Consider the following 24036-nt stretch of genomic DNA (forward strand, 5'->3'; position numbering starts at 1 on the left):
CCCCTTCCCTTCCCCCCTACACCAAAAAGGCAGACTACGGCGCCGGCCGCCGTGGTCTGCCTGCGCGAAAGGAGAATCCCCATGAATCTGGACTTCGGGATCATCCCCAAGTACCTGCCCATGTTTTTCCGCTCCATCGGCGTCACCATGCAGGTGACCCTGCTCTCGCTGCTGGTGGGTTTTGTGCTGGCCATCCCCCTCACCCTCTGCAAAATCTCCCGCAGCCGCATCCTCCGGGGTTTTGCCCAGTTTTACACCTCCATCTTCCGCGGGGTGCCCCAACTGGTGCAGGTCGCCATGGCCTACTTCGCCGCCCCCCAACTCTTTGCCTACAAAATCACCTCCCTGCAGGCGGCGGTGCTGGCCTTCGGGCTCAACTCGGCGGCCTTCCTCTCGGAAAACCTGCGGGGCGGCTTTGCCGGAGTGGATGTCGGCCAGAAGGAGGCCGCCCAGGCGCTGGGGGTCTCCTACCCGCGGATGATGTGGGACATCATCTTTCCCCAGGCCATCAAGAGCGTGCTGCCCAGCATCATCAATGAAATCATCAACCTCCTCAAGGGCACCTCACTGGTCTCCACCATCGGGATGGTGGACATCATGCGCACCGCCCAAATGGTGATGAGCGCCACCTTTCGCCAATTTGAGCCCCTCTTGGTGGCCGCCCTCATCTACTACGTCATCGTGACCATCCTCAACTTCATCGCCAAACGCATTGAAAGGAAGGTGCGCAAAAGTGATCAGCGTTAAGCATGTCAGCAAGGACTTCGGCGAGCTGGGGGTCCTCAAGGACGTCTCCCTGGACATCCAAAAGGGGGAGATCGTGGCCATCATCGGCCCCTCCGGCTCGGGCAAATCCACCCTGCTGCGGTGCATGAACCTGCTGGAAACCCCCACCTCCGGCCAGGTGTTCATCGACGGGGTGGACATCACCCAGAAAAAAGTCGACATCCTCTCGGTGCGGGAGAAGGTGGGGATGGTCTTTCAGCACTTCAACCTCTTTCCCCACATGACGGTGCTGGAAAACATGACCTACGCCCCCCGCAAGGTGAAAAAGGCGGACAAGAAGGCCGCCGAGAAAAAGGCGATGGAACTGCTGGAGCGGGTCGGCCTGGCCGACAAGGCGGGGGTCTACCCCGCCACCCTCTCGGGCGGGCAGAAACAGCGGGTGGCCATCGCCCGCGCCCTGGCCATGGACCCGGAGGCCATCCTCTTCGACGAGCCCACCTCCGCCCTCGACCCGGAGATGGTCAAAGAGGTGCTGGGGGTCATCAAGGGGCTGGCCGACACCGGCATCACCATGGTGCTGGTCACCCACGAGATGGGCTTTGCCCGGGAGCTGGCCGACCGCATCTGCTTTCTCGACGAGGGCCGCCTGATCGAGGACGCCCCGCCCGAGCGCTTCTTCTCCAGCCCCAAATCCCCCCGCGCCAAGGAATTTTTGGAGAAGGTGCTGTAAAAATCGCCGCACGAAAGGACGATCCATCTATGCAAATCAAATGGCCAAACGGCTGCAAAAGCGCCGCCATGTTCACCTTTGACCTGGACGGCGACATCATCTGGCAGAACATGTCCGCCGACGAGCCCCACGCCGACCAGCTCATCCGCGCCCGCTCCATCGGCCAGTACGGCCCCAACCGCTGCGTCGACATGATTTTGGACCTGCTGGACAAATACGGGGTCAAGGCCACCTTCTTTGTGCCCGGCTATGTGGCCGAACACAACCCGGCGGTCATCCAAAAAATCGCCGCGGCCGGGCACGAGATCGGCAACCACGGCTACACCCACGAGCGGTTTGTGGAGAAGAGCCGGGAGGAGCAGATCGAGATCATCGAAAAGACCCAGAAAATCATCAAAGAGATCACCGGCAAGGCCCCGGTGGGCTTTCGCACCCCCTCGGGCGACTGGGCGGTGGAGACCCCCTACCTGCTGGAGGAGCGGGGCTTCTCCTACTCCAGCTCGATGCGGGGGGACGACCGCCCCTACCACACCGTGCTCGACGGGCGGGTGACCGACTTCATCGAGATCCCCTCCAAGTGGGAGCTGGACGACTACGTGGCCCAGGCCTACAGCATCTACCCGGCCGAGCCCGCCGGTCTCGACCGCATCTCCTGCTACCGCAACGTGCAGGACACCTACCTGCGGGAATTCCGCGGCTACCACCGCTACGGCCTCTGCATCTCCTTTTTGATGCACCCGCAGATTTCCGGCGCCCCCGGCCGCAACCTGATCCTGGAGGAGATTTTGAAGGAAGTCACCTCCCACCCCGACGTCTGGATCGCCACCGGCGCAGAGATCGCCGACTGGTGGCGCGCCACCTACCCCACCGACCCACAATAGGAGGAATGGCAGATGTACACCGAGACAATGACCTGGCCCCAGGGCAAGCGCTGCGCCGCCCTCATCACCGTCAACCTGGACGCCGAGTACTTCTGGCTGCAGCTCGACCCGGCGGCCAAAGAGATGCCCAAGACCCTCTCCATGGGCCAGTACGGCATGCTGCGGGGGGTGGACCGGCTGCTGGACGTGCTGGCGCGCTACCAAATCAAAGCCACCTTCTTCTGCCCCGGCAAGGTGGCGGAGGAGTACCCCGACAAGCTGCGGCAGATCGCCGCGGCCGGCCACGAAATCGGCTGCCACGGGTACGAGCACGAAAACCTCTCCCTCTTCTCCGCCCAGGAGCAGCGCCGGCGGCTTGCGCGGGCGGTGGCCGCCATCGAGGCCGTCAGCGGCCGGCCCTGCCGGGGCTTTCGCGCCCCCGAGGGGGACCTGACCCTGGAGACCCTCGCCATCGCCAAGGAGTTGGGGATGGTCTATTCTAGCGACCTCTTTGACGACGACCGGCCCTACTACCTCCCCCTGGCCCAGCCGGGGGAGGAGATCCTCGAGATCCCCATGCAGTGGGCCAATTTCGACTTCCCCTATCTGGCCTTCAACTACCGGCCGGCCTTCCCCTTTGGGCAGGGGCGGGTGTCAAACTACACCAACATGCTCTCCAACTGGAAAGACGAGTTCCTCGGCCACTACAACCACGGTCTCTGCTACGTGATGCAGCTGGACCCGCAGACCATCGGCAACCCCGGCCGCACCGCCGTGCTGGAGGAGTTTTTCGACTACGCCACCGCCATGGAGGGGGTCTGGTTTGCCACCGGCAGCGAGCTGCACGCCTACTGCGAAGAGGCCCTCAAACAATAGAGCTCCCCCCAAAGAAAAGAGGGGCCGGGGAAGACATCTCTTCCCCGGTCCCTCTCTCGTTTTACCCCTTTACAGCTGTCCCTGAAAATAGGCGGCGATCTCCTCCATCCGGCTCTCCTGCTTGACGTGGAAGGGACAGCGGGCCTCGCAGTGACCGCAGCGCAGGCAGGCGTCGGCCTTCAGCGAGAGCTTTTGGTAGTGTCCCGCCGCCAGCACGTCCCCCGCCCGGGCCAGGTCGTAGTACTTGTTGATCAGCCCCACGTCGAGCCCCGCCGGACAGGGCTGGCAGTGGTTGCAGTAGACGCAGACCCCCTCGGCGTTCGGCGGGGCAAAGGCGCTGATGGCCGAGTAGTCCCGCTCCTGCGCGCCGGCGTCCAGGTAGGCCAGCACCGCCTGCAGGTCCTCCTCCCCCCGCACCCCGGGGAGGACGGTGAGCACCCCCGGCCGGTCCAGGGCGTACTGGATGCACTGGGTCTTGCTCAGGGCCCGGCGGAAGGGGGAGGTCCTCTCCCCCAGCAGCTGCCCGCCGCCAAAGGGCTTCATCACCGAGATGCCGACCCCCTCCCGCTCGCACTCCCGGTAGAGGCGGCTCCGGTTCTCGGCGCTGCCGATGCCGTAGGTGCCGGTGGAGTAGTCGTAGGCCGGGTTGATGCTGAACATCACCATGTCCACCAGCCCCGTCTCCAAAAAGCGGCGAACGATCTCGGGGTTGTGGGAGGAGAGGCCCAGGTGGCGGATCACGCCGGCTGCCTTGAGGGCTTTCATATAATCCCAGAGGCCGCCGCTCAGCACCTGGTCGCAGTCGTCCTCCTCGTCGATGCAGTGGACAAACCCCATGTCGGTGTAGTCGGTGCCCAACAGCCGCAGCTGTTCCCGAAAGCTCTCCTCAATTTTTGACTGCTCCCGGGTCCAGCCGTACCTGCCGCCCTCGTACACCGCGCCGAAATGCATCTGCAAGAGGAGCTTCTCCCTCCGCCCGGCAAAGGCGCGGGCATAGCAGGGGTATGGCTTCCCCTCCGAGGCGGCCATGTCAAAGTAGTTGATGCCCGCCTCGATGGCCCGGTCGACGGTGCGCTCGATCTCCTCCTCGCTGCCGGCGTGGATCGAGCCCATCCCCAGGCCGATGACGCTGATTTTTTCGCCGCCGTGAGGCAGCGCTCGGTACTGCATTGTTGCCATCTTCTGTTCCTCCCTGTGCAAAGGGCCTGTCAGGCCCGCACCTTTGCGGCGAAATCGGCCATCGCCTCAGAAATTTTGATTTGCTGGGGGCAGACCGCCTCGCAGCTCCTGCAGCCGATGCAGGCGCCCGGCTGCTTTTCCGCCGGCAGGGCCGACAGGGCCATGGGGGCCAAAAAGCCGCCCTCGGTAAAGCTGTGCTCGTTGTAGAGGGACAGCAGCGAGGGAATGTCCAGCCCCTGGGGGCAGTGGCTGGTGCAGTAGCGGCAGGCCGTGCAGGGCAGGACCTTGCGCTCGAGCAGGCCGTCGGCCACCTCCAGCAGGGCCTTCATCTCCCCCTCGTCCAGGGGCCGCTCCTGGGAGAAGGTGCGGATGTTCTCCTCCAGTTGGGCGGGGCTCGACATCCCCGACAGGGTCACCACCACCTCGGGGAGGGTCTGCAAAAAGCGAAAGGCCCAGGCCGGGACCCCCTCGTCGGGACGCAGGGCCCTCAGCCGCGCGGCGCTCTCCTCCGGCAGGGCGGCCAGCCGGCCGCCCCGCAGCGGCTCCATCACCCACACGGGGATCTGGTACTCCGCCAGCAGCGCCACCTTGCCCTTTGCATCCTGGAAGGTCCAGTCCAGGTAGTTGAGCTGAAGCTGGCAAAACTCCATCCCCTCACCGTAGGCCTCCAAAAAGCGGCGCATCACCGCGCTGCTGCCGTGGGCCGAAAAGCCCAGGTGCCGGATCCGCCCGGCGCGCTTCTGCGCCATCAGGTAGTCGTAGATGCCGTACTGCCGCTCCAGATAGGCGTCGATGTTCATCTCGCAGACGTTGTGGAAGAGGTAGAAGTCAAAGTACTCCACCCCGCACTTCTCCAGCTGCCGCTCGAAGATCTCCTCCACCCTGCCCATGTTGGCCAGGTCGTACCCGGGGAACTTGTCGGCCAGGTAGAAGCGCTCCCGGGGGTGCTTCTGCAGCGCCCGGCCCAGCGTGATCTCCGACTGGCCGTCGTGGTAGCCCCAGGCGGTGTCGTAGTAGTTGACCCCCTGTCCCATGGCAAAATCCACCATCTGGCCGGTCTGGGCCTCGTCGATTTTTCCGTCCTCCCCGCCGATGGTCGGCAGGCGCATGGCGCCCATCCCCAGCGCCGACAGTTGCAGGTCCCCAAATGCCTTGTAAATCATGGTCTCTCTCCTCTCAACAGGGCGGCCCGCCGCTGCCGGGCCGCTTTTTTTCACCTTACACCCTGGAGTCCACTCCAAGTCAAGGGGGGATCCCCCCTTTTTTTCCGCCGCGCCTTGACAGGCTGTCCCGGTGTGGGGTATGGTGAGAAAAAGCGCCCCTCTGGGCGCGAGAGGAGCAAACGAGATGCGCAAGACCGCCGTTTTGTTGATTGCCCTGCTCTGCCTGGCGCTGCCGGGCTGCACCAAGACCGCCAGCACCCAGGAGGAGATGGTGGCGCTGGCCCGCCCCCACCTCCCCATTGCCGAGAGCGAGGCCGCCACTCTGCGGGCGGTGGGGCAGGCCAACCGGGAGGGGATGTCCCTCCTGATCCTTGCTGTGGGGGAGGGGGAGGACACCGCCTACTTCCCCGTCAGTTTCAGCCGGAGCGGCAGCGGCTACGCCTTTTCCGCCCTGGAGGAGGGGGAGCTGACCCGGCGCGCCCCGGGCTGTTACAGCTACCGGTGGCAAAACGGGCTGGTGCTGCTGGTGGACAACCCCTCCTGCGTCCGCGTCGAGCAGACCGGAGGGACAAAGGGAACAAAGGTCTCCTCTACCGGCTTTGACACCACCCCCATGCTCATCTTCGACGCGGAGGCCTTCTCCGCCACCGACGGGGGCGGGAGCGAGCCCCCCTACCGCTGCCGCTTCCTTGACGCGCAGGGGAAGGAACTGCAGTGATTTTGTTCCACAGAGAAGGGCCCCACCGCAGTGGGGTCCTTCTCTCTCTTCTACTTTGCGGCGCCCTCGGCCGGCAGGAAGCCGCCCTTTTCCAGCCGCTGGCGGATGGGGTAGGCCACCAGGCAGGCGACGGCGATTCTTCCCGCATCTCCCGGCAGGAAGGGGACCACCCCTGCCGGCAGCGCCTGGCTAAAGAGGAGCTACATCTGCACCTCCCCCACGGTGGGGCCCTTCTCTCTTTTCTATTTTGCGGCGCCCTCGGCCGACAGGAAGCCGCCCTTTTCCAGCCGCTGGCGGATGGGGTAGGCCACCAGGCAGGCGACGACGATTTTTCCCGCGTCTCCCGGCAGGAAGGGGACCACCCCCGCCAGCAGCGCCTGGCCGAAGGAGAGGTGCATCTGCATCCCCAGCCAGAGACTGCCGAAGGCGTAACAGAGCAGGCTCCCCGCCACCATGGCCACCGGGTAGAGCCAGACCTTCCCCGGCGCCCGGTCCACCAGCCAGCCGGTGGCGGCGGCACAGAAGACAAAGCCGACGATGTAGCCCCCCGTGGGGCCGAAGAGCTTGTCCGCCCCGCCGGTGAACCCGGCAAAGACCGGCAGCCCCACCAGCCCCACGGCAATGTAGACCAGGGTGCCGACGGTCCCCCGCCAAAAGCCCAGGCAGGCCGAGCAGAGGACGACCGCAAAACTCGCCAGGGAGATGGGCACCGGGGTGAAGGGCAGGGGGACGGACAGGGGGGCCAGCAGGGAGATGACGGCTGCGGCCAGGGCGGTGAGCACCAGCTCTCTGGTCTTGGACGGTTGACGCATGGGAATTCCTCCTCAATGTAAACTTTATTTTGTATTTTAAGTATACATTGATTTTTCCCTCCGTTCCATCCGCAGATGAAACAGCCTTTCCCGCTCGCCTCTATTGTAAACTATTTATAGTATACAAAGTTTACATAAAGGATAAAAAGAGCGCCCCGCCGGGTTTGGCGGGGCGCTCTTCAGCTCAGGCGCCGTCAGGAAAAGAGTTTGTCCAGGTCAAAGGTCTGGCCAAAGGTGGGCAACAGCTTGGGGATCTCCCCGGTGTCCAGCAGCTCGGGGTGGTTGCCGTGCAGGGGGGCCACCAGCTTGGGGGAGGCCAGCTTCATCATCCGGGTGATCTCCCGGGGGATGGCGTGGCCAAAGGTGCCGTGAAAGTGGTAGCGCACCCCGAAGTCGTCCAGCCAGGCGTGCAGGATCTTGTCCCCCGCAAAGAGGGGGTTGCCGTCGGCGTGGAAGTAGTGGGAGGGGACGCCCTGCTCCCCGGTGCGCTCCAGCTCGGCCATGATGGGGGTCTTGGGGTAGATCAGGTAGAAGACGTAGTCCTTTTTGTGGTGGACGATCTCCCGCAGGCTGACCGTCTCGTAGGGCAGACCGCTGGGGTCCTCCCCCTCAAAGAGGCGGATGGCGCCGGTCTCCTCCAGCACCGGGTCCCCCTCCAGGTGGCTCAGCCCCTCGGTGGCGGCGGTGTGCCAGAGCAGGGCGGTGGCCCGGTCGAGCACCAGGGTTCGGCCGCACTCCTTGGTGACCTTGATAAAGTCCGCCACCCGCTCCACATTGCGGCAGAGGATGTTCAGATAGCACAGCCCCTGGGCCCCCTGCAACATCTCCCGGTAGAGGCCGGGCAGCTCCAACTCCTTCTGAGGCAGCTGCTTCTGCCAGAGGGTCTCCTCCTTGAGCTGGGTGGTCTCGGTGATGATCATGTCCAGGTGCTGGGCGGCCATGTCGGCAAAGAGCCGCTCCACATAGTCCCGGTGGCGGCCGTGGGTCCGCCAGTCGCCGGTGTAGAGGATCTTGTGCCCCCCGGCGGTGACCAGAAGGGCCGATGCGCCGGCGATGTCGTGGTCGGTCTCCCGCAGCTGGATGTGTAGCTGCTCGCCGATTTGGCGCTCCTCCCCGTCGGCCAGGCCGATGACGTTCGCCTTGGTGCCGTACCACTCGCCGCTGGCCACCACCCCGTCATAGACCGAGACCGAGTCCCTGTGCATGTACAGGTCCACCTGCTCCCCCAAAAAGGGGAGCAACTCCATGTGGTCTTGGTGGATGTGGCTGACAAAGGCCGACACCCGCTTGTAACGGGGGAACTGCATCCCGTCCCAGGCGTTTTGGATCACGTCCTCATAGGACAGATCCCCCAGGTAGTCCGGGTCGTAGAGTCCAAAGACCGGCGGGGCCTTGCGGGTCAGCAGGTGCTGGCGCAGCCCCCGGGGCAGCTCCATGTGCACCGCCGGGTTGAGCCAGTCGTAGTGGGCCGAGGGGCGGGCGCCGTAGTCAAAGAGGATGGCGTCCTCCCCACAGCCGATGAGGACGTGGGTGCCGCCAATGGTGTTGAGACCCGAGAAAAAGGTGATGGTGGGGCGCATGGCGTCTCTCCTTTCTGCCGCTTAGCGGGCCAGCTGGCGCAGGGTGTCGCAGAGCTGGTCGAGGGTGGTCAGCCGGGCGTCCCACTGCACGTTGTCGTGGATCTCATAGGGGGACATGCAGATGGTCTTTCCCCCGAACTTCTTGATGGGTGAGAGGTCGTTGAAGGTGTGGTCGCCGATGGAGAGCATCTCCTCCGGCCGCACGCCGGTCTCTTTTAATATCTGGGGCAGCAGGGTGTCCAGCCCGTAGGGCTTGTTGGTGCCGTACTTCACCTGGTACACTCTGTCCAAAAGCCCCAGCTTGCGAATAAAGCCCTCGGCCCCCACCTGCTGGGTGTTGGTGAAGATGTAGGTCTTTTTGCCGCTGGCGGTCACCTGGCCCACCGCCTCTTTGATGTCCTCGTGCAGGTGCATAGCAAAGGGGCCCTCCAGCATCTCCTCGCGCACCTTCAAAAAGCACTCGGTCCCCCGGGCGCGGGGGATCCCCATCCGCTCGCCGATGAAGAAGGTCACGCTCCAGGCGTCGCCCATGTAGGTAAAGTGCTTATTGTGGTCGAAAAACCGCTCCTCAAAGCCGTCGCTGCGCCGGTTTTCCACCGGGGTCACGGCAAACAGCTCCTCCACCGTCTCGCAGTGCAGGCTGGCGTCGGTCTCGTAAAAGTGCCCCAGTTTCAGGGGCAGCTGTCCCCGGATCAGTTCAAAGCACTTGGCGGTGATGTCGTCCTCCCGCCCCTGCCAGCGGGTCCCCTCGGCCAGATAGGCCACGTTGCGGGCGATAAAGCCCTCGTCCTGGTACAGGGTGCCGTCCATGTCCAGGATGACGACCTTGCAGTCCCCCAAAAAATCCATCTTCAAAGCGTACTCCTCCTCGCCGCCCCCGGCAGAAATCAAAGGAGCAGCCGCATCCGTCCCTCTAAAAGCCCCGTCTCCTCAGGCACAGGTCTCGCACATCTGCCGCTGCTCAGGTGAAACCACCAGGTGGTTTTGTATTGATTTGCCTTTATGATAAAACGTTTTTACAAGAAAAGCAAGGTCTCATTTGCACAAAGGCGATCCCCCTCTTTTGTCGATTTGGGGCAGCCGCGCCGCCCGCATATCTCCCCTGTGGGCGGGCCATACTCTCCCTGTAAATGAGCAAAAGGGGGAAATGGCCCGTGAAACGCAGCACCCGTCTTTTCTGGCAGAGTTTCAGCCTCACCTTCCTCGCCCTCATCGCGGTCTTTGCCCTGGCCTTTGGGCAGCTGGTGCAAAAGCCCGCCCTGGAGGAGCGGGAGAAGCAGGCCCAGGTGGTGGAGGCAAACTACGCCTCGGGCACCAATCTGCTGCTCTGCCTGCGGCCCGAGGAGCGCAGCCTGCCCGACGCCTTTTTGTTGGTGGGGATCAACGGGACCAAGCGGCAGTTGGCCCTGACCGTCCTCCCCCCCTGCTGGAAGGTGTCCTTTGCCAACCGGGAGGACAGCCTGCAGCAGTGCTACGGCTACGGCGGCGCCATGGAGTGCATCTCCTCCCTGCAGGCCCTTACCGGGCTGCGCATCGACTACTACGCCGACTTGACCGACCAGACCCTGGCCGCCATCCTCGACGAGGTCGGGGAGCTGCCCTACAGCGTGGCCGAGGACATCTACCGCTACGACGAGACAAGCGGCCTGCTCACCTTCAAGCTGCCCTACGGCCCCCAAGATCTCAGCGGCGATAAGCTCACCGGCTACCTGCGCTACACCAAATTGGAGGGGGACGAGAAGGAGACCCTGCGCCTAAACCTCTTCAAGGCCTATCTGGACCGCTATCTCACCGCCCAGTCGGTGGCGGGGATGTCCCAGTGGTTTGCCCGCTGGTCGGGCCAGTGCAAGACCAACATCACCTCGGTGGCTTGCCTGCAACTGCAAAAGGAGCTGACCGAGGCCCTCTCGGGCCAGCCCAAAACCATCACCGCCCCCCAGATCTTTTACAGCGGCGGGCGGGACTACGACCCCATCCAGGACGGGATGCTGCTGAAAAACTATTTCCGCTAGGCGGCTGGGAGAAGGGCCCGGACAGACATCTGTCCGGGCCCTTCTCCCCTGTGCGCTCACAGCAGATCGAGGCGGCCCACCACCGTTCCCAGGCAGCAAAACTGGCTGCCCTCCTCCACAGAGATATTGGGGAAAGCCCGGTTGAGCGCTGCCAGCCGCACCCCGCCGCGCACCTTCTGGTAGAGCCGGATATACCCCTCCCCGTTTAGGTTGAAAAGGCCGATCTCGTCCTGCCCGGCCGGGCGGTGGGAGAGCGCCAGCACCTCCCCGGCGTGGTAGGCGGGCTCCATGGCGCTGCCGTAGAGCACCACCGCAAAGTCGGCAGCCCGGGCCGTTTCGCTGTCTTTTACCGAGATGTGGCGGACGGCGATGGAGTTCACCGCCGTCTGCCCACCCTCTGCCCGGGTGGGGAGGTAGCAGGGCAACACCTGTCTTGCCGGGCTTCCGGGCCGGTGGAGGGCATCAAAGGTCTCCACCATGGTCAGGAGGATCCGCCGCTCCCTGCCGGTGATCCGCCGCAGGCTCCAAATCAGCTGGTACTCCTCCTCGGTGAGGAGGAGGGGCTGTTCCACCTCCTGCTCCAACAGGGCGGCGCGGCTCTGCCCGCTGGGGTAGACGTCGCAGAAATAGCGCATCGGCAGCCCGAAGAGCCGGGCCAGCCGCTCCACCGTCTTGAGGGAGGGGTCTTTGGTCGCCCCGCTGAGGATCTTGTTGAGGGTCCCCAGGGGAACGCCCGAGCAGTCCGCCAGCATCTGGGTGGTAAACCCCTCCCGCTCTTTCAGCAGCCGCAGCTTCTCCGAGAGCTCTCGGCCGCCGCCCTCTTCCCAAATATCCGCGCTCGGTAAATTTTCACCCATTTCCTGTAAAAAGCTCCTCCTTTTATTGACTTTGTCTCCCATCCTGATAGCATAGAGTACGCGGCATGTGGGTGCCGCAGAAGAAGGAATAAAAGGAGACATTGCGATGAGTAAGAACCACTATTTTGCGGTCATTTCCAACCCGGAAAAAAGCCGCTTTGGCATACAGGCGGAGGGCGGGATCGAGACGCCCCTCTTCTCCCCCGACCCCCTGCAGGTGGCCCGGCTGGCCTCCCTCTTCGAGCGGGAGGACCTGGACCCTGCCCACCTCTGCGACGTGGTGCGGGACATGTTCTGCGCCGCCGCCTTCCCCGACAGGGATTCCTACTTTCCCTCCCTCGAGTGGTGAACGGCTTTTTCATCCTTATTTTACCATTCCCAAAATTTCTTGAAAAGCACAGATTTTCGACAAAAACAGACACCCTTTTCAGATGTGAAAAGGGTGTCTGTTCTCTCTATTTGAGGGGTGGGTGCAGCTGCTGTGTCACAGCTCGCCTCGGTCGCGGCGGCGGGTGCGGCGGATCAGGTAGCTGCTGCCCAACAGCACCGCCCCGGCGAGGATCAGCAGCGCCGGGACGTCGAAACGACAGCCGGCAAAGACAAAGAGGGCCGCGCCCCCGCCCGCCACCAGGGTGAAAAAGAGAAAGTCACAGAGTTTCACGGTCTCGCCCCTCCTCTCGGTCCAACTGCCCCTTGCGAAAGAGGGTGTATCCGGCGACCAGCACCGCCAGCGCCAACAGCCCCCAGTGGATGCCGCAGGAACCGGTCTCCCGGCCCATCCCGCCGCCCAGCAGTCCGGTGCCCACATCCCCGGTGTTGGGCTGTCCACCGCCGGGCGCGGCAGTCTCCCCCTCAATCGACCCGCCGGCGGTCTTTTCCGCCAGCCGGTACTGCAAGAAGAGGGAGGTGCGGTTGCCGGAGGAGTCCTCCAGGGTGTAGGCGATGACGTATTCCCCGGGCTGGGTGGTGTCGATCCCCTCCACCGCCTTCCCATTTTGGGTCACGGCAAAGCGGATTTCCTTGAGGGCCCCGTCCGGCTGGGCCGAGGTGAACCGGTAGCGACCGGCAATCAAGTCGCGGATTTCTCCCTCGTCCAGCCAGCCGCCCGACAGGGGCGGGTCGGAGACCACCTGCACCAGCCGGTCCTTTACGGTGGCATACTTGGTGCCGTTCTGCCAGTCCTCCACCACCTCCGGGGCGTCGGGGCGGCTCCCCGGCTCCACCGTGGGGTCGCTGGGGTCGTACTCCACCACCGGCGGGGCCCCCTGGTCCACAAAGGTGTAGGTGAGATGGACGGTGGTCTGGTTGCCCTGGCTGTCGGTGACGGTTTGGGAGATGACACAGCTGCCGGGTTTGGCGGTGCCGAGGGGCACTTCCTTCCCCTCCACCGTCACGGTGACCGGGCCGTAGGTCAACACCCCGTCTCCCTGGGCGCTACCAAACTGGTAGCGGCCCTTCAGTATCTCCGCCGCCACCTGGGTGGTGAGTTTGCCGCCGTAGGCGGGGGATGTGCCCACCACCTCGGTGATGCTGTCGTAGAGGTGGGCGTGTTTCTTCCCGGTGGCCGGGTCATCCTTGACGGTCGGCTTGGGAAGGGGTTTCAGGGGGTCAAAGGAGGGGCCCACCGGCGGGTCGGGGTCCTCCCCCCAGTCCACTGTGGGCGGGGCCGAGCGGTCGATGAGGGTGTCGGTGAGGACCACTGTGGTGGTGTTGCCTTCGGCATCGGTGACCGCACAGGTGACGGTGAAAGCGCCGGGCTGGGTGGTGTCCACCCCTTCTCCGGTGACATCCTTGCCCCCCTGGGCGATGGTGTAGGCATAGGTGAGGTCGTTGCTTTCCGGCACATTGGAGGAAAAGCCGTAGCGGCCGTCAAAGAGGTCCTTGGCGTCCTCTGCCGTGAAGCGGCCGCCGTAGAGGGGGGCCTCCCGGTCGATGACCTCCTGCATGCTGTCCCGGATGGAGGTGTGGACCAGGCCGTTTTCATCGGTGGCCTTCTCCGAGTCGGAGGGGTTGACATCGGGGTCGCTGGGGTCGGCCGAGGGCGGGTCGTTGACGGTGACCGCCAAGGCAGGGGAGGCATTCCCCGCCGCGTCCACCGCCCGATACTTGCCGTTTTGGCTGGCGGTAAACGTCTGGCTGGCGGCGCCGTTGCCGTCGGTGAGGGAGAAGGCCTTGGCGCCGACCCAGCGGCCAGCCTTGACGTCATAGCGCTCGACCTTCCAGATGCCCGAGAGGCTGTCCGACAGGGTGAGGGCCTTCCCCGAGGCGCTGAGGGTGGGGGCGGTGGCGTCGATCTTCACCGCGTCCTCCACCGTGGTGGACAGCTCCCCCGTCTCGGTATGCTTTGCCTGGTAGGTCGTCTGGGTCCCCCCGGTCTCCTGGCTGTAACTGGTCTTGCGGTTGCCCTGGTCGAGGGTGGCGGTGACCGCCTCCCCCTCTTTGATGAGGAACTGGTTGAACTGGTCGGGGTAGAAGGTGATCTCCACCGGGCCGGCGTTCCAGCCGTTTTCATTGGCCGGGGTGCGGGTATAGTGGTAGTCCTTTCCCGCCGTCCCCTGCTCCTCCGCCGGTTTCTCCGGGTCGTAGGGCACCAGGGGCTTGGCGGGGATCAGTTCGTCCCCTGAATACTGTTTGGACTGAAAGAAGTCGTCCACCATCATCTGGCCGATGGTGACCGTCTTGCCCTCGGGGTTTGCCACCTTGGCCCGGTAGGTGATGACCGTTTCGGCGGGGGAGCAGTCAAAGGGGATGCCCCCTGTCGCCACATTGTCCCCCTGGGCAGTCACGTCCACGCCGTTCACGGTGATTTTTTGGCTCTTGCCATCCCCCCAGGCGGCGGGGTCAAAATGCAGCCCGGCGGTGGGGTACTCCTTGCTGTCCGACAGCTTTAGGCGGCTGGGGACGGTGCCCCCATTTTCCCAGTTGTTTTTGATTTTTGCCTGCACGGTGACGATGCTGCCGTCGGCGATCGGCGTCCCCGCAGGGATGGCCTGCCCGCTCTCGTCAAGCAATTTGGTCTCAAGAAAGGTGGGGCTGTAATCGGTATAGGCCATCCCCAAAAATGTTCCTTCCACCCGCCCCACAGCGGGGACGTCGCCCTTGTAGTCCATCAGGCCCCTGATTTGTACGGCCACCACGTCTTCGGTGAAGGGGTTGAGGTAGGTGATGCTCTTGCCGTTGTAAGACAGGGTAAAGGCATTGGCCGCCGCGTCAAAGGAGAGGCAGTAGGGCTTATCCTCCCCAAAGTCCGCCTCCGTCAGCGGCTGCTGCGGCTGCTCGTAGTCGTTTCCGTGGACGACGGTGAGCCGCTCGATGCCGCCCACCCGGCCGGCAGAAAACCGATAGTTGGTGGTGCTGCCGTAAAGGGCCACCTCCCCGTAATGGCAGTGTCCACTCCCGACAATGGTGAAGTTCGCCTCGAGTTTCCAGTTGGCTTTCAGCGAGATCTTCCCCTTGGAAAAAAGCGCCGTACTGCTCACGCCGTCCACCCAGTGGTCTTCATCCGCCAAGCGGACCCAGTTGCCGTCGACAAGGCCGACACCTGCGGTGGTGGTGCGTATGGCGAAAATTGTGTTCAGGTTTTTTTCCTCTACAAAGCTCCCTGCCGACTGCCCGGCGTGGACCGGCCGGTGGAGGGCGTTTGCGCCCCCCACCACCAGGGCGGCCGCCAGTCCCAGGGCTGTCAACCGCACCCCCATTTCCCGCCGCTTACCGTGCTTCATGGCGTTTTCCTCCCCTTCGTCAAGGGCGCATCTGCCCCTGTGCTTCAATCTGTTTCTAAATAGGTGTACGCCATCCTCAAAACGGCCAACCCCAAACGGCCAAACATCTTTAAAAATTTTCCAAACTCTCCAAATACATTGTTTTTCGCATGAAGATAGTGTACACTTTTCGACAGGATGCGGCAAGATTTGGAGGGGTGGAAAATGGAGGAAAAACGGACACACCGGCAGTTGGAAGCCCTTCTCCGGGCGGCCCGTCAGGGGGATGAGGAGGCTTTTGCCCAGCTCTACCGCGCCACCGCACCGGCCCAACTGGCCCAGGCAAAACTGCTCTTAAAAAGCGACGTCCTCGCCGAGGAGGCGGTGCAGGAGAGCTACCTCACCCTCTACCGAAAGATGGGCGACATCCGCGACCCCCGCTCCCTGGTGGCCTTTCTCAACAGATCCACCTTTCTCTCCTGCCAAAATATCCGCCGGGTGGAGAACCGGCGCGCGGGGAGCGGGGACGAGCTGCTGCCCGGCCTGCCCGACCGGGACCAGACAGGCCAACCCGAGCGCCGCGCCCTGCGCGAGGAGCGGGAGGCCGCCCTCCGCCGCGCCATCGCCGCCCTGCCGGAGCGCCGCCGGCAAGCGGTCGTCCTTCATTATTTTCAGGGCCACAAGGTGGGGGAGATTGCCGCCCTCCTCCACTGCTCTTCCGGCACCGTCAAGCGGGATTTGCAGTTGGCCCGGGCCCAGCTGCGGCGGGAGATGGACGGATTTCTCCCCGCCTTCCTCCCCGCCGGGCTGGCCCTCTCCGCGGCGGGGAGGCGGGCCGGGTTTCGCCCGCCGCCCCCGCACACCATTCCCCTTCCCGCGGCGGCCCTGGCGGGCATTGCCGCAGTGGGGGGATGCGCGGCCCTGGCGCTGCTGCCCGCCCCGCAGATCGACAGCGTGCAGAGCACCCCCGTGGGGGGCGGCGCCCAGGTGTCGATCCAGGCCGAGGGGGCCGGCCAGGTCTGGCTGGAACAGGGCGGTCGCACCCTCCCCTGTCGGCCCGGGGAGGGTGGCGTCTTCACCCTCTCCCCCGTGGCCCCCGGCCCCTACACGGCGGTGGCGGCCGGGGCCAACGGCCGCACCGTTCGGGTGGACTTTTCGGTGGGGGACGGCGACCTCTCCGCCCCTGTCCTGGCCGAAAGCTGGGGTGAAAACGGACTGGTGGCCCTGCGGCTGCAAGACCCCAGCGGGGTCGACTGGGGGACCCTCTCCCTCACCGGGGAGGACGGGACCACCCTCTCCCCCCGCCGGGTGGACGAGGCAGCGGAGGTGGCCTGGTTCGACGCCCCGGCCGGGCGCTACACCCTCTCGGTCTGTGACCGGCTGGGCAACCGGGGCAGCGGCCCCTTCTGGGTCGAACTGCCCCAGTGACAGACAACAAAAAAGGGGCCCTTCCCCGCGGGGAAGGGCCCCTCTCTTATTGTCAGCAAAACCACCGGCCCTGCCGGCAAGACCGTCCCGCAAAAAGCCCTCGCTGCAAGCGCCGGGCAAAAGTGGGTCGTCAACGGCAGGGGGACAGTCTAAGGGGATGTCTTAAACAGGCAAATTTGCCCGCTTTCAGGCCGGGCCGCAGCAAGGTGGACCGAAATTCCGCCGCGCCTTTGGCCGCCCGCGGGCACCAAGCCTTTATGGCCGCATCGCCCCCGACCCTGCCGGGGAACGCACCCCTATTTCAGCATCACCAGGGTGACCCCCAGGTTGTTTCGCCCCATGTCGCTGTCCCGGGTGACGAAGAAGTGGCGGCGCATCATCTGCTGGGTGTCCGGGTCAAAGAGGGAGAAGCGTTCCCCCGGCACCACCAGGGCCAGCTCCCCCCGCTCCCACTTTCGCTCCAGCTCCAGCCGCACCGCCCGGCGGATCTTTCCCCCCTTGCCGGAGGAGCCGTAGCCGTGGATGAACTTCACCACCTTGCAGCCGCCGCTCTTGGCCCGCCGCAGCGACTTTTCCAGGTGCTCCAGGGCCTCGTCCACATAGGGCATCCCCTCTTCAAGGTTGACGGTGTAGACCTCCACGCCGGACCCTCCTTCCCAGCCGCCCGTCAGGAAGCGGCCTTCTCAAAGTAGATTTGCAGGGTGAACTGGTCGGGGTTTTGGTAGTAGGAGTAGCGGTAGGCCACCGCCTCCCTCCCCAAGGTCTCGTTGACCCCGGAGATCAGCCGCCGCATCCCCCCGGTGCTCTCGGCCGCCGCCTGGATGGCCTGGGCATCCCCCAGCTGCATCTCCACCGAGTAGTCGCCCCGGCCGATGTTCTCCGCCGCCACGGCGATCACCCGCTCGGCGATCCCCCCGAAGTCGGCCCCCTGCAGCCCCTTCACCCGGTAGTAGTCCATCTCGGTGGAGTCGGCCGGGGGCAGGGGGTAGTTTTCGTCCCCGTAGATCTGGTGGTCGCGGGAGATGGCGGCGGTGGTGATGTTTTGGTAGCTGTGGTTGAGGATGACCTCGTCCTCCCCCATCCCCTCCACATAGAGGTCGTTCCAGGTGGGGTCCACGTGGTAGTAGCTTCCCCCCAGCTTTACCATCACCCAGCCGTGGCGCTCGCCCCGGCTCTCTCCCCGCACGTAGAGGCAGGGGTAGCCCAGCTTCTGGTAGAGCAGTTGGGCGGCCTTGGCGTACCCCTGACAGACGGCCCGCCCCTCCACCAGGGCGCCGTAGGCGGTGTAGGGGCTCTTCCCGCTCAAGTCGGTGTCGTAGCGCACCCGCCGGGCCAGCTCGTCGCTGACCCAGACGCTCTTTTCAAAGTCCCCGGGCAGGGCCGCGCCCTGGGCGGTCAGCTCCTCCACCCTCTGCTCCAGCTCCCCGTCCATCCGGGCAATCTCCTCCCGGGTGCCGATGTAGCGCAGCAGCACCTTCTGCACCCGGCCGCCAGGGCCGGTGACATAGCTGTACCCGTCCACCCAAAAGTGTTCGGGGCTGTCGGAGAAGTAGTAGCGGTAGACCGTCTCCAACTCCTCCACCGTGATGCGGCTGTCCACCTGGATGCTGTCCTCGGCCCGGGAGACGGCACAGTACAGGTCGTCGTAGAGCTCCCGCTGCAGCCCGTCGAGCTGGGAGCGGCCGTATTTCCCCTCCAGCTCCACCTGCTGCCGGGTGACCGGCTCCCCCCGGAACAGGTCGTTGCTCCCGGTGCGCAGCTCGTCCAATAGCGAGCAGCCGCAAAGGAGGGACAGGGTCAACGCGGCCCCCAGGGCCAGGGCGGCCCCGCGGCGAAATAGGCGGTGGATCTGCACAGGCGATCTCCTCTCTCTGGTCCGGGCCCGGCAGGGGCCCCAAAGTGCGGGCGGCCGTTTTTTCAAACCGCCTCAAAAAAGAAAAAACGGGACTTTCGCCCGTCTTTTCAGCGGGGGGCAGGTCTCCCCCCTTCGCGGCGCATTACGACGCCACGTATTTGATCTTTTTGGGGCTGAACTCCTTGACCGCCGCCTCGTTGTAGACGATCTCCAGCCCCTCTTCTGCGGCCTTGCTCTTTTCGGAGAACTCGCCCTCCTTCATCTCCACCAGCAGCGAGGTGCGGGCGGAGGTGAAGTCCGACTCGTTGGCGAGGGCGCTCTGGCGCTGGTAGACAAAGGTGTACTGGGCCGCCTCGTAGCGGTTGTAGTCCCCCACCCCGTCGGCCTTGATCTGGTTGATCATATTCATGGGGTAGGTGCTGTAATTCTCGGTGTCTTTGTTGATGAAGTCCTGCTGCACGAAGTCGGTCCCCTCGGCAAAGGAGTGGCCGCCCACCTCCAGCACCTGGGGCATGAACTCGTCGGCCACCTCTTTCATGGTGGCACCGTCTTTCAGCTTGGCGAGCATCTGCTCGGACAGGTCGTTGATGGTGGCGATCCCGTCGGAGGGGATGGCGTTTGACTCGCTGTTGAGTTTGGGCAGGGCCAGGAAGGAGATGTGCAGGTACTGGCTCTCAAAGTAGGCCTTGAGCTCGTCGTCCCCCACCGGGGTCAGCCCGTCGGCGCCGTAGTAGTGGTCGAAGAGTTTGCTGGACTTGAGGGCCGAGCGCACCAGGGTGCGGTAGGTGTCTTTGCCGATGCCGTTTTTCTCGAGGACCTTCTTCTGGCTGTCCCAGTTCTGGTTGACGTTGGCCTCGATCTGGGCCTCGTCCTCCTCGGTGACCTCCAGCCCCTCTTTGTCAAAGAGGTTTTCCATGGCCGCATAACTGATGCAGCGGGCCTTGGTCTGGTCTTTGATGTAGTCGGTGGCGCTCTGCTCGCCGATCTGCTCTTTCAAGACGGTCTTGACCTCTTTGGGGTTTTTCTGCGACTGCTCGGCCGCGTCCAGGTAGCTGGCGTACTGGTAGTAGAGGTAGAGGCCACTGGAGATCTCTACCTCGCCCACCTTGGCGGCGTAGTCAAAGCTCTTGCCCAGGGTGCAGCCGCTCAGCGAGGCCAGCACCCCCAAAGCGGCCAGGCCGGCCGCCAGCTTATGTTTAAAAGACATCGTCTTTCCTCCCATTTTCTTTTCGCGCCGCAGCGCATACAACTAGCTACGATTATAGCAATTTTTCGGGGGGCTGTCAAAAGGCAATTCCCCCTGGAAGGGGCGCTGGGCGCGGCGCTCCCCCTAGGCGTCGGACATGGCGTCGAGCACCGCCCGGATCCCGTCGATGGGGCGATGGGGATTTTCCAGCACCGCCGCCAGGAAGGGCTTCTCCCCGGCGTTGAAGAGGACGTTCTTGACCCCCTTCTTGCAGCCCACCGCCCGGGCCACCCGCTCCATTTCCAGGTGGACAAAGCGGATGTATACGGTGTCCTCCCGCTGGGTGATCTCCCCCACCCCCAAGTTGGCGGCCTGGTTGCGCAGCAGGGCCACGTCCACCAGCCCCACCACCGGCGCCGGCGGGTCGGAGAAGCGGTCGATGAGCTCGTCGAGGAGGTCGTCGGCCTCCTCCCGGGACTGGATGGCGGCGATCTTTTTGTAGGTGTCGATCCGGCTGGCCATGTCCTCGATATAGGCCTTGGGGATGTAGGCGTCCAGCTGGATGTCCACCAAGCACTCCTCGTTCTTGTAGGGCTTCTCCTCGCCCTTCTTCTCGCTCACCGCCTCGGAGAGCAGGCGCAGGTACATGTCGTACCCCACCGCCTCCATGTGGCCGTGCTGCTGGGCGCCGAGGATGTTCCCCGCCCCCCGGATCTCCAGGTCCCGCATGGCGATCTTGAAGCCCGAGCCGAAGCTGGTGAACTCCCGGATGGCCGTCAGCCGCTTGGAGGCCACCTCCGACAGGGCCTTGCCCCGCTTGAAGGTGAAGTAGGCGAAGGCCCGCTTGGCGCTGCGCCCCACCCGCCCCCGGATCTGGTAGAGCTGGGAGAGGCCCAGCCGGTCGGCGTCCTCGATGATGAGGGTGTTGCAGTTGGCCACGTCCACCCCAGTCTCGATGATGGTGGTGCACACCAGCACGTCGATGCTGCCCTCCAACAGTTGGGCCCAGACCGAGGAGAGCTCCCGCTCGCCCATCTTGCCGTGGGCCACCGCCACGTTGGCGTCGGGGGCCATCTGCCGCACCCGGGAGGCGCAGGCCTCGATGGACTCCACCCGGTTGTAGAGGTAGTAGACCTGCCCGCCCCGGCGCAGCTCTTTGCGGATGGCGTCCCCCACCACCAGGTCGCTGTGCTCGAGCACGTAGGTCTGGATGGGGTGGCGATCCTGGGGCGGCTCGTCGATGATGGAGATGTCGCGGATCCCGCTCATGGCCATGTTCAGGGTGCGGGGGATGGGGGTGGCCGAGAGGGTGAGCACGTCGATGCCCTTGAAGGCCTCTTTGAACTTCTCCTTGTGGGCCACCCCGAAGCGCTGCTCCTCGTCGATGACCACCAGCCCCAGGTCCTTGAACCTCACGTCCTTTTGCAGCAGCCGGTGGGTGCCCACCACGATGTCGGCCTGCCCGCTCCTGAGCCGGCGGATCGACTCGGCCTGCTGGGCCGGGGTGCGAAAGCGGGAGAGCAGCTCCACGTTCACCGGGAAGTTGCCCATCCGCTTGAGGATGGTCTGGTAGTGCTGCCAGGCGAGGATGGTGGTAGGCACCAGGATGGCGCACTGCTTGGAGTCGAGCACGCACTTGAAGGCCGCCCGCAGGGCCACCTCGGTCTTGCCGTAGCCCACGTCCCCGCAGAGCACCCGATCCATCGGCCGGGGGGACTGCATGTCGGCCTTGATCTCCTCGATGCAGCGCAGCTGGTCGTCGGTCTCGGTGTACTCAAAGCGCTCCTCGAATTCTCGCTGCCACTCGCTGTCCTCCGAAAAGGCAAAGCCCTTGGCCGCCGCCCGCTCGGCGTAGAGTTTGATGAGCTCGTCGGCCATGTCCTTGACCGAGGAGTAGACCCGCTGCTTGGTCCGCTGCCACTCGGTGGAGTGGAGCTTGTTGAGCTTGATCTTCCGGTCCTCCCGGGGGCCGATGTACTTACTCACCAGGTCCAGCTGGGTCACCGGCACAAAGAGGACGTCCTTGCCCGCGTACTGGATCTTCAGGTAGTCCTTCTTCACCCCCTGCAGGTCCAACTGGGTGATGCCGGTGAACTGGCCGATGCCGTGGGTCACGTGCACCACGTAGTCCCCGGGGGTCACGTCCTCCAGGGTGGTGATGGCGTCCTTCCCCCGCTTTTTCTTGGCTGTCCTGCGCTTTCCCTTCCCCTCTTGCAGGGTGTAGGAGATGACCCCCACCCGCAGTTCGGGGTACTCAAATCCGGCGGTGAGGGAGCCGGCCGCCACATAGACCTTTTTGGGGGAGAGGGTCTTGCCCGAGTCGGTGTACTGGGCGTTGTAGCCGTCTTTTTGCAGGTCGTAGGCCAAGGTCTTGGCCGCCTTCTCGGTCCCCGCCAGGACCAGGGTGCAGTAGTTTTGCTCCTGCTGGCTGGCAAGCTCCTCCAGCAGCAGGTTCATCTGCCCGCTCCAACTGGCGGTGGAGACGGCGGTGAAGTCCAGCAGCTCCTTTAAGGGGAATTCCAGCTGGCGGGAAAAGGTCTCCAAAAAGGCGGTGCGGCCCTTGCCCAGGCGGGCCAAAAAGGCCCCCTTCTCGTCGGCAAAGGCGGCCGCCTTTCCCGAGAGGAGCTTTTGCTCCAACAGCTCCTTTACATCCTCCCCCAACTGCCAGAGAAAGCCCTCCAGCTCCTGGGTCATCTCCTGCAGCTCGCTGGTGAAGACAAAGGCGTCCTCCAGGTAGTCAAAGAGGGTGGCCCGCTCGGGCAGGCAGAGGCTCAGGTAGCGGTCGAGCCCCGCCACCTCGGCCCCGGTCTCCAGCCGCTCGGCGTCAGCCAGCAGGGCCTCGGGCCCGTTTTTCCCCAGTTTGCGCAGCTTGGCGGCCAGGGCCGCCGGGTCGGCCACCAGCACCTCCCTGGCCGGGGTGATCTCCACCGCCTCCACCCCGTCGCCCCGGCGCTGGGTGAGCAGGTCGAAGGCGGCGATGGTGTCCACCTCGTCCCCCCAGAACTCCAGCCGCAAGGGGGCGGCCGCCTGGGGCGGGTAGAGGTCGACGATCCCCCCCCGCACCGAAAACTGGCCCGGCCCGTCCACCTGGGGGCGGCGGACATACCCGGCCTCCACCAGCCGGCGGGCCAGTTGATCGGTGGGACAGGCGTCCCCCGGGCGCAGCACAAAGGTGGCCTCCCGGTAGCGCTGGGGGGGCAGGGTGTACTGGCAGGCGGCGGGGGCGGTGGCCACGGCGATGGGGCAGCTGCCGTCGAGCACCCGGCCCAGCACCGACAGCCGCCCGTACTCAAACTCGCGGGAGGCCCCCTCCACCGGGTGGAAGACGTAGTCCTTCTGCCGGTAGAGGGCGGCCGCCTCCCCGCCGATCATGGTGTTGAGGTTGCGCACCATCCGCTCCCCGGCCCGCTCGTCGGGCACCAGCACCAGCATCTGGCGGCCGGTCTCGGCGTAGAGGGCGGCGATCAAGTTGGCTTTGTGCACGGTGGAGAGGCCGTAGCAGGCCAGGGGGACGCGGCCCTCTTCCAGGCTGCGGCGCAGGGTCTCGAAGGCGGGCACCCCCTGCCAGATGCGGGTAAAAAACTCCATCCTCACACACTCCTCTGCCCCCGGCGCGGGGGCGCTCTAGTTGTAGCGGTTCATGGCCTCGTTCAAGTTGTCCTCCAGCAGCAGCCGCAGGGTGTCCAGGCAGGGGCCGGCCAGGTCCCGCACCGTCTCCCACTCCTTGGGGGAGAGGGCGCCCAGCACCCAGTCGGCCAGGTCGTAGTCGGGGTGGGGCTTCTTCCCCACCCCGATCTTGATGCGGGGGTAGTTCTCGCTGTCCAGCGAGAGGGCGATGTCCCGCAGGCCGTTGTGCCCCCCGTGGGAGCCCTTGCGGCGGATGCGCATCCTCCCCACGTCCAGGGAGACGTCGTCGCAGATCACCAGCACCCGCTCGGGGGGGAGGCGGTAGTAGCTGGCCACCTCGTGCACGCAGAGTCCCGAGCGGTTCATAAAGGTCTGGGGTTTGACAAACAGCACCTTTTTGCCGTCCACGAGCCCCTGCCCGCAGGTCCCCTGATGCTTGAGCCGGCTGACCGACACCCCCAGCTCCCGGGCGATCTCGTCGACGAGCACAAAGCCCACGTTGTGGCGGGTGCGCTCGTACTTCTTGCCGGGGTTGCCCAGCCCCACCACGCAGAGGTCGATATTGGGTTTGGAAAACAGCATGTTCTCTCTCCTGGTCCGGGGCGGGCGCGGGCCCGTCCCCCTTTTTTTGCAAAATGGGCGCAACAGGTCGGGGCGGACCGGTGTCAGCCACCGCCCCGCTCAAACTGCCGCCCGCGCACTGCAAGCGCCTTTCATTATAGCCCA

At 64.8% G+C, this 24036-nt stretch carries 21 protein-coding genes; 8 read left to right on the forward strand and 13 right to left on the reverse strand.

Annotation, left to right across the window (positions count from 1 at the left end):
* Nucleotides 1–81: 81 nt before the first annotated feature.
* Genes GT748_RS06560 through GT748_RS06575 form a run of 4 tightly spaced genes read left to right on the forward strand, consistent with a single transcriptional unit; the run spans nt 82 to nt 3192 of the window.
* Nucleotides 82–747, forward strand: a complete 666-nt coding sequence (locus tag GT748_RS06560) for an amino acid ABC transporter permease (RefSeq protein WP_021658128.1) — start codon at nt 82–84, stop codon at nt 745–747.
* Complete coding sequence (locus GT748_RS06565; RefSeq protein WP_021658129.1) at nt 734–1456, forward strand: amino acid ABC transporter ATP-binding protein; 723 nt, start codon at nt 734–736, stop codon at nt 1454–1456. Before GT748_RS06560 ends, GT748_RS06565 begins: the two co-directional genes overlap by 14 nt.
* A gap of 29 nt (nt 1457–1485) precedes the next feature.
* The gene (locus GT748_RS06570) at nt 1486–2337 is read left to right on the forward strand and encodes a polysaccharide deacetylase family protein (RefSeq protein WP_021658130.1); all 852 of its coding nucleotides are present in this window, start codon (nt 1486–1488) and stop codon (nt 2335–2337) included.
* Between the two features lie 12 nt (nt 2338–2349).
* On the forward strand, nt 2350–3192 hold the full coding sequence (locus GT748_RS06575) for a polysaccharide deacetylase family protein (protein WP_021658131.1): 843 nt from the start codon (nt 2350–2352) through the stop codon (nt 3190–3192).
* A 69-nt stretch (nt 3193–3261) separates the two neighbouring features.
* Here GT748_RS06575 and GT748_RS06580 read toward each other — a convergent pair whose 3' ends face one another.
* Both GT748_RS06580 and GT748_RS06585 read right to left on the reverse strand, forming a co-directional pair.
* Nucleotides 3262–4371, reverse strand: a complete 1110-nt coding sequence (locus GT748_RS06580) for an aldo/keto reductase (protein ID WP_243148128.1) — start codon at nt 4369–4371, stop codon at nt 3262–3264.
* A 29-nt stretch (nt 4372–4400) separates the two neighbouring features.
* Entirely contained in the window at nt 4401–5534 is a 1134-nt protein-coding gene (locus GT748_RS06585) for an aldo/keto reductase (RefSeq protein WP_161213554.1), read from the reverse strand.
* Between the two features lie 184 nt (nt 5535–5718).
* On the opposite strand from GT748_RS06585, the gene GT748_RS06590 reads away from it, so the two are divergent.
* On the forward strand, nt 5719–6252 hold the full coding sequence (locus tag GT748_RS06590) for a hypothetical protein (RefSeq protein ID WP_044991764.1): 534 nt from the start codon (nt 5719–5721) through the stop codon (nt 6250–6252).
* Between the two features lie 242 nt (nt 6253–6494).
* Here GT748_RS06590 and GT748_RS06595 read toward each other — a convergent pair whose 3' ends face one another.
* From GT748_RS06595 to GT748_RS06605, 3 genes are all read right to left on the reverse strand, one after another.
* Nucleotides 6495–7064, reverse strand: coding sequence for a biotin transporter BioY (locus GT748_RS06595; protein ID WP_021658136.1), 570 nt, complete (start codon nt 7062–7064; stop codon nt 6495–6497).
* Nucleotides 7065–7258: 194 nt separating this feature from the next.
* Nucleotides 7259–8644 (reverse strand): hypothetical protein, encoded by a 1386-nt coding sequence (locus GT748_RS06600; RefSeq protein WP_021658137.1) that lies wholly within the window; start codon nt 8642–8644, stop codon nt 7259–7261.
* Nucleotides 8645–8665: 21 nt separating this feature from the next.
* Nucleotides 8666–9493 (reverse strand): HAD family hydrolase, encoded by an 828-nt coding sequence (locus tag GT748_RS06605; protein WP_242861739.1) that lies wholly within the window; start codon nt 9491–9493, stop codon nt 8666–8668.
* Nucleotides 9494–9798: 305 nt separating this feature from the next.
* Between GT748_RS06605 and GT748_RS06610 the strand changes: the two genes are divergently transcribed.
* Complete coding sequence (locus GT748_RS06610; RefSeq protein ID WP_044991768.1) at nt 9799–10656, forward strand: LCP family glycopolymer transferase; 858 nt, start codon at nt 9799–9801, stop codon at nt 10654–10656.
* 56 nt (nt 10657–10712) lie between these two features.
* Here GT748_RS06610 and GT748_RS06615 read toward each other — a convergent pair whose 3' ends face one another.
* Nucleotides 10713–11513, reverse strand: coding sequence for an XRE family transcriptional regulator (locus GT748_RS06615; protein ID WP_052537579.1), 801 nt, complete (start codon nt 11511–11513; stop codon nt 10713–10715).
* 106 nt (nt 11514–11619) lie between these two features.
* On the opposite strand from GT748_RS06615, the gene GT748_RS06620 reads away from it, so the two are divergent.
* Nucleotides 11620–11862: a hypothetical protein gene (locus GT748_RS06620; RefSeq protein ID WP_021658142.1), complete on the forward strand. Its 243-nt coding sequence runs from the start codon at nt 11620–11622 to the stop codon at nt 11860–11862.
* A 135-nt stretch (nt 11863–11997) separates the two neighbouring features.
* Here GT748_RS06620 and GT748_RS06625 read toward each other — a convergent pair whose 3' ends face one another.
* Both GT748_RS06625 and GT748_RS06630 read right to left on the reverse strand, forming a co-directional pair.
* A complete protein-coding gene (locus tag GT748_RS06625) occupies nt 11998–12174 on the reverse strand; it encodes a hypothetical protein (RefSeq protein ID WP_021658143.1) in 177 nt (58 codons plus the stop codon).
* Complete coding sequence (locus tag GT748_RS06630; protein WP_161213553.1) at nt 12161–15235, reverse strand: hypothetical protein; 3075 nt, start codon at nt 15233–15235, stop codon at nt 12161–12163. Before GT748_RS06630 ends, GT748_RS06625 begins: the two co-directional genes overlap by 14 nt.
* Nucleotides 15236–15439: 204 nt before the next feature.
* Between GT748_RS06630 and GT748_RS06635 the strand changes: the two genes are divergently transcribed.
* Nucleotides 15440–16642 (forward strand): RNA polymerase sigma factor, encoded by a 1203-nt coding sequence (locus GT748_RS06635; protein WP_073261194.1) that lies wholly within the window; start codon nt 15440–15442, stop codon nt 16640–16642.
* A 296-nt stretch (nt 16643–16938) separates the two neighbouring features.
* Here the strand turns inward: GT748_RS06635 and GT748_RS06640 are convergent, their stop codons facing one another.
* From GT748_RS06640 to pth, 5 genes are all read right to left on the reverse strand, one after another.
* The gene (locus GT748_RS06640; protein WP_021659481.1) at nt 16939–17283 is read right to left on the reverse strand and encodes a Smr/MutS family protein; all 345 of its coding nucleotides are present in this window, start codon (nt 17281–17283) and stop codon (nt 16939–16941) included.
* A gap of 26 nt (nt 17284–17309) precedes the next feature.
* The gene (locus tag GT748_RS15960) at nt 17310–18497 is read right to left on the reverse strand and encodes a transglutaminase domain-containing protein (RefSeq protein WP_021659482.1); all 1188 of its coding nucleotides are present in this window, start codon (nt 18495–18497) and stop codon (nt 17310–17312) included.
* Nucleotides 18498–18639: 142 nt separating this feature from the next.
* Nucleotides 18640–19704: a hypothetical protein gene (locus GT748_RS06650; RefSeq protein WP_044992589.1), complete on the reverse strand. Its 1065-nt coding sequence runs from the start codon at nt 19702–19704 to the stop codon at nt 18640–18642.
* A gap of 123 nt (nt 19705–19827) precedes the next feature.
* Nucleotides 19828–23271: a transcription-repair coupling factor gene (mfd, locus tag GT748_RS06655; protein WP_021659484.1), complete on the reverse strand. Its 3444-nt coding sequence runs from the start codon at nt 23269–23271 to the stop codon at nt 19828–19830.
* A 36-nt stretch (nt 23272–23307) separates the two neighbouring features.
* Nucleotides 23308–23892 (reverse strand): aminoacyl-tRNA hydrolase, encoded by a 585-nt coding sequence (gene pth, locus GT748_RS06660; RefSeq protein WP_021659485.1) that lies wholly within the window; start codon nt 23890–23892, stop codon nt 23308–23310.
* Nucleotides 23893–24036: the final 144 nt, after the last annotated feature.

Origin of the sequence: Bittarella massiliensis (ex Durand et al. 2017) (assembly GCF_009876955.1) — a bacterium.
GTDB classification, from domain to species: domain Bacteria; phylum Bacillota; class Clostridia; order Oscillospirales; family Ruminococcaceae; genus Bittarella; species Bittarella massiliensis.